Raw genomic sequence first — 5,978 nt, 5'->3', positions numbered from 1 at the left:
TCGCCACGTCAGGCGTCGTGCTCTTCGGCATCGCGCTCGTCTTCACCTTCAACGCACTGGTCTCCATGCTCCAGTTCGTCGCCAACGAAGACACGCTACAGGGGCTAGTCTTCTGGACGATGGGCAGCCTGGCCCGCGCATCGTGGGAGAAACTGGGTGTTCTGCTGCTGGTGTTGGCTGTCGTGATGCCGCTCTCCATGATGAACGCATGGAAACTGACGGCGTTGCGTTTGGGCGAAGACCGGGCGATCAGCTTCGGCATCAACGTGCGCCGACTGCGGCTGGCGACGCTGCTGCGCATCAGCATATTGTCCGCGCTGTCGGTCGCTTTCGTCGGCCCGATCGGTTTTATCGGCCTGGTGGCGCCGCACATCGCTCGACTGATCTTCGGCGAAGATCACCGCTTTTATCTGCCGGCGAGCGCGTTAACCGGTGCGCTGGTGCTGTCACTCGCCTCCGTGGTGTCCAAAAATCTGCTGCCGGGCGTCATCATTCCCGTCGGTATCGTCACCTCGTTGGTCGGCGTGCCTTTCTTCCTGAGTATCATTCTGCGCCACAGGGGGAACGTATGAATTCGTCACCCAAGGGGCTGACCCTCGCCCACTTCCACGCGGGCTATCCCAAGCGTCCTGTGATCGCGGATCTCAACGTACCGAAACTGTCGAGAGGCAAGATCACCGTGTTGCTGGGGCCGAACGGGAGTGGGAAATCCACCCTGCTGAGGGCAATGGCCGGGCTGGGCAAGGCGAGCGGTGATGTGTATCTGGACGACGTGAACCTGATGCAGCTGCCTTTCAGCAAACGCGCCGAAAACGTGGTTTACCTGCCCCAATCGCTGCCGGCCGGCGTGCATCTGCACGTTCTGGAATCAATTATCGTCGCCCAGCGCGCCAGCGGGGGCCTGTCCCCCAACGGGGATAAAGGCGAGGTTATGACGCTGCTGCGACAGCTTGGCATCGAACATCTGGCGCTGAACTATCTGGACCAGTTGTCCGGAGGGCAAAAACAGCTGGTTGGGCTGGCGCAGTCGCTGATCCGTCAGCCGTCGCTGTTGCTGCTGGATGAACCGCTCAGCGCGCTCGATCTCAACTATCAGTTCCACGTGATGGATCTGGTACGGCGAGAAACCCAGCGTCGGAACATCGTCACCGTGGTGGTGGTCCACGACATTAACATCGCGCTTCGCCACGGCGATCACGTGTTGATGCTGCAAAACGGACAGCTGATTGCCGATGGCGAACCGGCTGAAGTGATTACCGCCGAGAGTCTGGCCCGCGTTTACGGCGTTCGCGGGCGAATCGAGCGGTGTTCACAGGGAATACCGCAGGTGATGATCGATGGGCTGGTCACGGAGCCGATGCAGTAACCTTTCCGCCCCGGTCTATGCCGGGGCTTTAAGCCGCTAGCCTCCAGACAGTCGTCGAAACGTAGGGAAACCGTCGTGATTACCCTGCAAACGGACGAATGCCGCCCATCATGGCGGGTTGCGCGCTGACATACAGCACCACGCCCATGACGATCAACAGTGCGCCGCCGCTCAGGGACAAGACAAACCACGCGACCTGTTGCCAGCGGGGAGACACCTGTTCAGCGCCGAGGCGCGCCATCAGCCGTCGGCAGTAGCTGACCGCCGCCGCCAGCAGAGAGAGCGTAAAGGCGGTGCCCAACGCCATCGTCAGCGCAGACAAAATCCCCCAGCCATACACGCCGAGCACTTTGGCGAACAGCAGTACCAATATCGCGCCCGAACAGGGCCGCAATCCCATCGCGAACACAACCATCAAGCGAGCCCGCCATCCGCCATCTTCGGCAAGCGCCTCCGGCTGCGGGACATGCTGATGACCACAGCCGCATCCGACGTCATGCGCGCCCGAGCGGCGGACATTCGCAACCAACAGCGACGATGACGAAGCTACCGCCAGCGGAGCAAGCCGCTGGATCTGCGGAGGCCGGGAACTCGCCCGCGCCGCCAGCAGCCTACGCACCGCCCGAATGCACAGCACGATCCCCAGTAGCACCACCAGCAGGTAACTGCCCTTCTCTATCCAAAAACTGCTGACGTGCAACACCCGGCTAGAGAGTTGCAGCACAGAGAGCACCACCGTCACCAGAATCACCGCGACCATGCCCTGTAGCAGCGATGCCGCAAAGGTGAGTTGCAGGCTGCGCTTCAGGCGAGAAGGATGCGTGGCAAGATAGGTGGCGATCACCACCTTGCCGTGACCCGGTCCAAGCGCGTGCAAAATGCCGTAGGCCAGACTGAACGCCAGCAGGCTCCAACCGGCGCGATGCGGCTGCGTGCTGACCGCCTCCATCAGCTGCGACATTTGCTGATGGAGCGATCTTTGCCAGATGATGCTTTGGCGCAGTATCTCCGGCCACCAGGACCAGACTGCGTATAGCCCCCATCCCAGCGCCAGTATGACGATGAGCAACGGCCACGCAGCGCGGCGAGATGGAGTGACGGAAAGAAGAGATGACGTTATTGGCATTGCAATGTGACCCGCTGTGCAAATTGTTGACCCAACGCCATGTCTTCATCCGGGCTGTCGTTTTTATCCAACGAGAGCGCATAGGACTGCAGATCAGCATCCGGTTTCGGCGTCGTCAGCGTAGTATGGCAACGCGAAGACAGCGCCGAATTCACGGCGACCGCGTTGTCATTTTTGTAGGACATGTCGACGAAATAGGTGGGATCGTAGGAGGAAATCTGTAGGGGTTTTCCCGCCAAAGGCTGAGGATGGGCCAGCGGGAGCACGAACTCCAACACCGCCTGATTGCCATGGCGAGAAAGATGATATTCGCTCGGCACCGGCGCATATTTAACCGGTTTACCGTCGCGGAAGACATCGGTGAAATAGTGCTGACCCAGCACGTTGGCCATAACCTCCGCCGCCAGTTTTTTCCAGATTTCGGCCTCTTTGGACGCCGATCCCGCGTCGTAAAGCAGATCGGCTGACGTCATGGGGTCCATCGTCCATACCATGCGCAGTCCGGTGATAAGGTCGTTTTTCCCCTCCACCGTCAGGCGCATGTCGATAAAACTGTGTGGATGCGCGATCGCCTGAGGGATCGCGCCACATCCCACTATCATCAGCGCCGCCGCCAGTCGGCCCGGCCATCGCGACGTCATTGCACCGAATACCATCATTACCTCTGACTAATGATTTTCACTCAGGGAGGTCTTTGCCTTCGCCGTATCCGGCAATCGTATAAACAGGACCGGCAGCGCCAGTAATGCCATCACCCAGAACGTTTTACCCTGCAAATGGCCGAACAGATAACCCGACAAGACCGTGACCAGCGCGATTCCGCCGCCCATCGCCAGCGCGGAGTACACCGCTTGCAGCTTCAGTACATCGCTGCCCTGACGCGTGGCGATAAAGCGCATAGCGGACAGATGACATATCGTAAACGTCCCGCAGTGCAGGAGCTGGATCACGATCAGCCACGGCAGCGACGCCGTCGAGCCCATCAGCCCCCAGCGGATCACGCCGCACGCGGCGGAGAGCAGCAACAGTCCCTGCGCTGTCCAGCGTCGGAACAATCGATGACTGAGCGCAAAAATCACGATCTCTGCGACCACGCCCAGCGACCAGAGATATCCCACGACCGACGCCGAATAACCCATATCCTGCCAGTAAATGACGCTGAATCCGTAATACGCGGCGTGCGCACCCTGCAACAGGGTGACGCCAAGCATAAAGCGCCACACGGCGGTTTCGCTTAATAACTGACGCCACGGCGTTGACGCCGGGTCGGACGCCGTTGACGCCGTCGCTTGCGGTGCGGTTTCAGGCCGGAACAGCATTCCTATCAACATACACAGCAGCCCGACGCACAGCACCATAAGAATGGCAGGATGACCCCAAACGGCCACTAAATCCCCGGTGACCGCAGAACCAATAACGAACGCGATCGAGCCCCACAGCCGCACCCGTCCGTAGTCCATCGTGAGCTGCTGACGCCAGGTATTGGCCAGCGCATCGGTCAGCGGCACCAGCGGCGCGAAGAACAGGTTGAAGCCGATCATGACCAGCAGCAGCCACAGCCACGCGTTGCCAAGCCAGAATCCGAAGGCCATGATCAACGAGACCAATGCCAGACAGCGTAATGCGCCGATCAGCCTGGACGGATGGCCTACTCCGGCGGTGATAGCCAGACTCCCGCAGCAGCGGGCGACCAGACCGGCGCCGAGCAGCAGCCCAATGGTTTCATCCGATAAACCTTCTCCCTGTAGCCAGCGGCCCCAAAAGGGCAAAAAGATGCCATAGCAGAAAAAGTAGGTGAAATAGCTGAGAGCCAGCCAGCGAGTGGATCGTAAAACCATGGGTTCTCCTGTTTTCGACCGGCTACTTTGGCAAAGATGTGTGACGGGCGCAACCACGGTCGACAGATAAAAAAAACGCCAGCTTTGCGCTGGCGTTTGTTCGCGATGCGTGACGAAGCACGCATGGCAATCTTAGGCGTAAACAGGGAAACGAGCGCAGAGTTCCAGCACTTTCTGCTTGGTACGCTCAATCACAGCTTCGTCGTTGATGTTGTCCAGCACGTCACAAATCCAGCCGGCCAGTTCACGCACTTCCGCTTCTTTGAAGCCGCGGCGAGTGGCGGATGGCGTACCGATACGAATACCGGAGGTGACGAACGGGCTCTTAGGATCGTTCGGCACGCTGTTTTTGTTGACGGTGATGTTCGCACGGCCCAGCGCCGCATCGGCTTCTTTACCCGTGATGTCTTTGCTGACCAGGTCCAGCAGGAACAGGTGGTTTTGCGTACCGCCGGATACCACGTTGAAACCGCGGGACAAGAAGACTTCAACCATCGCCTTGGCGTTTTTCGCTACCTGCTGCTGGTAAACGGTAAACTCCGGCTCCATGGCTTCTTTCAGCGCGACCGCTTTACCCGCAATCACGTGCATCAGCGGGCCGCCCTGACCACCCGGGAATACCGCGGAGTTCAGTTTCTTATACAGATCTTCATCACCGCCTTTCGCCAGGATCAGGCCGCCGCGCGGACCCGCCAGCGTTTTGTGCGTAGTGGTGGTGACGATGTGCGCGTGAGGCACCGGCGTAGGATAAACGCCAGCAGCGACCAGACCGGCCACGTGCGCCATATCGACGAACAGGTAAGCGCCTACGCTGTCAGCGATTTCACGCATTTTCGCCCAGTCGACCACGCCGGAATAAGCAGAGAAGCCGCCAACGATCATTTTCGGTTTGTGAGTACGCGCCAACTCAGCCATTTCGTCGTAATCAATCTTGCCGCTTTCGTCGATGCCGTAAGGAATCACTTTATACAGTTTACCGGACAGGTTAACCGGCGCGCCGTGAGTCAGGTGGCCGCCGTGAGCCAGGTTCATGCCCAGAATGGTATCGCCAGGCTGCAGCAAAGCGGTGTAGACCGCGAAGTTGGCCTGAGAACCCGAGTGCGGCTGCACGTTGGCGTAGTCCGCGCCAAACAGCGCTTTCGCACGGTCAATCGCCAGCTGTTCAACAATATCGACATATTCGCAACCGCCGTAATAGCGTTTGCCCGGGTATCCTTCCGCATACTTGTTGGTCAGCTGAGATCCCTGTGCCTGCATGACGCGTGGGCTGGTGTAGTTTTCTGAAGCAATCAGCTCAATATGTTCTTCCTGACGCACCACTTCCTGCTGCATGGCTTGCCACAGCTCGGCATCATAATCGGCAATGTTCATTTCACGCTTTAACATCCGCATCTCCTGTCCTGACTCAGCTAACGTGCATTTTTACAACGCAATATAATCGCCCCGAAAGGCACTGGCCTATAGTGTAAACCGATTCTCACCAGCGAAGATAGGCTTTGACAGAGGTTTTTGCGCAAACGATTAGCCACAGGTGGCACAAGGGTTTGTGCTTTTCTCTACCTCCCTGTGCGGAGGGACTTTTTCTCATCAGGCACCTGCATCTTTTTCATGTTGGGCTGCGATCTGACTCGCTCAACCCGCCCGATTC

At 58.7% G+C, this 5,978-nt stretch carries 6 protein-coding genes; 2 read left to right on the top strand and 4 right to left on the bottom strand.

What is annotated here, in order from left to right:
* A partial coding sequence (locus Q7O77_RS13585; RefSeq protein ID WP_304168264.1) for an iron ABC transporter permease occupies positions 1-572 on the top strand: 572 nt, incomplete at its 5' end.
* Positions 569-1,366, top strand: coding sequence for an ABC transporter ATP-binding protein (locus Q7O77_RS13580; protein ID WP_304168262.1), 798 nt, complete (start codon positions 569-571; stop codon positions 1,364-1,366). The genes Q7O77_RS13585 and Q7O77_RS13580, both read left to right, overlap by 4 nt.
* A 79-nt stretch (positions 1,367-1,445) precedes the next feature.
* Here Q7O77_RS13580 and Q7O77_RS13575 read toward each other — a convergent pair whose 3' ends face one another.
* From Q7O77_RS13575 to glyA, 4 genes are all read right to left on the bottom strand, one after another.
* Positions 1,446-2,492, bottom strand: a complete 1,047-nt coding sequence (locus Q7O77_RS13575) for a nickel/cobalt transporter (RefSeq protein ID WP_304168260.1) — start codon at positions 2,490-2,492, stop codon at positions 1,446-1,448.
* A complete protein-coding gene (locus Q7O77_RS13570; RefSeq protein WP_304168267.1) occupies positions 2,483-3,094 on the bottom strand; it encodes a DUF1007 family protein in 612 nt (203 codons plus the stop codon). Before Q7O77_RS13570 ends, Q7O77_RS13575 begins: the two co-directional genes overlap by 10 nt.
* Positions 3,095-3,160: 66 nt before the next feature.
* A complete protein-coding gene (locus Q7O77_RS13565) occupies positions 3,161-4,330 on the bottom strand; it encodes a 3-phenylpropionate MFS transporter (protein ID WP_304168258.1) in 1,170 nt (389 codons plus the stop codon).
* A 132-nt stretch (positions 4,331-4,462) separates the two neighbouring features.
* Positions 4,463-5,716, bottom strand: coding sequence for a serine hydroxymethyltransferase (gene glyA / locus Q7O77_RS13560; RefSeq protein WP_094118764.1), 1,254 nt, complete (start codon positions 5,714-5,716; stop codon positions 4,463-4,465).
* Between the last annotated feature and the right edge of the window lie 262 nt (positions 5,717-5,978).

The sequence above is a fragment of the Lonsdalea britannica genome (genome assembly GCF_946477055.1).
Lineage (GTDB): Bacteria > Pseudomonadota > Gammaproteobacteria > Enterobacterales > Enterobacteriaceae > Lonsdalea > Lonsdalea britannica_A.
Note: the sequence above shows the minus strand (reverse complement) of the source record. Positions and strands in the feature narration are given on the sequence as shown.

Coding starts and splice junctions, on each gene's coding strand:
- Q7O77_RS13580 (WP_304168262.1), top strand. CDS start 569: ATGAATTCGTCACCCAAGGGGCTGACCCTCGCCCACTTCCACGCGGGC.
- Q7O77_RS13575 (WP_304168260.1), bottom strand. CDS start 2,492: ATGCCAATAACGTCATCTCTTCTTTCCGTCACTCCATCTCGCCGCGCT.
- Q7O77_RS13570 (WP_304168267.1), bottom strand. CDS start 3,094: ATGATAGTGGGATGTGGCGCGATCCCTCAGGCGATCGCGCATCCACAC.
- Q7O77_RS13565 (WP_304168258.1), bottom strand. CDS start 4,330: ATGGTTTTACGATCCACTCGCTGGCTGGCTCTCAGCTATTTCACCTAC.
- glyA (WP_094118764.1), bottom strand. CDS start 5,716: ATGTTAAAGCGTGAAATGAACATTGCCGATTATGATGCCGAGCTGTGG.